General features: G+C 43.7%; 2 protein-coding genes. Both read left to right on the top strand.

Annotated elements, in window-relative coordinates; all coding sequences use genetic code 11:
- Nucleotides 1-97: 97 nt before the first annotated feature.
- A complete protein-coding gene (locus tag H8S65_RS20835) occupies nucleotides 98-577 on the top strand; it encodes an HK97 gp10 family phage protein (RefSeq protein WP_186931719.1) in 480 nt (159 codons plus the stop codon).
- A gap of 1 nt (nucleotide 578) precedes the next feature.
- Nucleotides 579-933, top strand: a 355-nt coding sequence (locus H8S65_RS20830; protein WP_186931718.1) for a hypothetical protein, incomplete at its 3' end; no start/stop codon positions are given.

Raw genomic sequence — 933 nt, 5'->3', positions numbered from 1 at the left:
CGGATGTAAAGCATATCCGGATTGATAGTATAGGACTTGATGTCAATATTATCTGCTGGGAATCATTTCAGACTCACTCTGTAATTTATGTTTAGTGATGGCGAGGAAAGGTGGTTTGATTCCTATGTGGAGTGATAGAGAAGTAGGACGATGGTTCGATTATTTTGTGGATAGGGCAGAAGAACAGATATACAAGCTATTGCAACGTGCTGGGGAAGAGTTCGTAAAGATTGCCCGAAAGAAAGGGAACTATAAGGACCATACCGGCAATCTACGTAGTTCTATCGGTTACGTTATCGTTAAAGATGGCGATATATTAACCGAGAACTACGAGCAATCCACGATAGGAACAGATAAACAAACCGGTATCAGGGAAGCGAAACGGCTGGTTTCCGAGCTGACTTCTGTCTATTCGGATGGCTGGGTTTTGGTCGGTGTCGCGGCTATGCCATACGCTGTTTATGTGGAAGCAATCGATTGTAAAGATGTTGCTACTGTTGCTGCAGATCATACGGAAGACTGGGTCAGAAAACAAAGTAAAACCCTGTTTGATAAGTTAGCGGAAAAAGGATATTGATATGGCGGATCAGTTTGATATAGTTGATATTGTTTATGATGCGGTCGAACCGGTCGCGGACGGCTTCGTCCTCTGCAAAGATCGTTCGGGTGATGGTGAAACAAAGAACCACATCACAATCCGGATGCTTACGCTAAATGAAACAGAGGTTGTGAATAAAGGTTCGGTTAATATCAACGTATTTGTGAAGAATCAAGCGAAAGGCAGGCCTGATCGACAGCTAATGAAAGGAGTGACACGAAACATAAAGTCTGCACTGCGAAATATAACACCTCCTTTCGGCATGTACTGGAAATCCCGGATCGTCTGGTCCGAACCTCTTGGCGAAGCAAAAGAAGGCTTCGATTGTACGAATA

The organism is Parabacteroides hominis (assembly GCF_014287585.1).
Classification (GTDB): Bacteria; Bacteroidota; Bacteroidia; order Bacteroidales; family Tannerellaceae; genus Parabacteroides; species Parabacteroides hominis.
The sequence above is the reverse complement of the archived record's forward strand: the minus strand, read 5'-3'. Positions and strand labels throughout refer to the sequence as shown.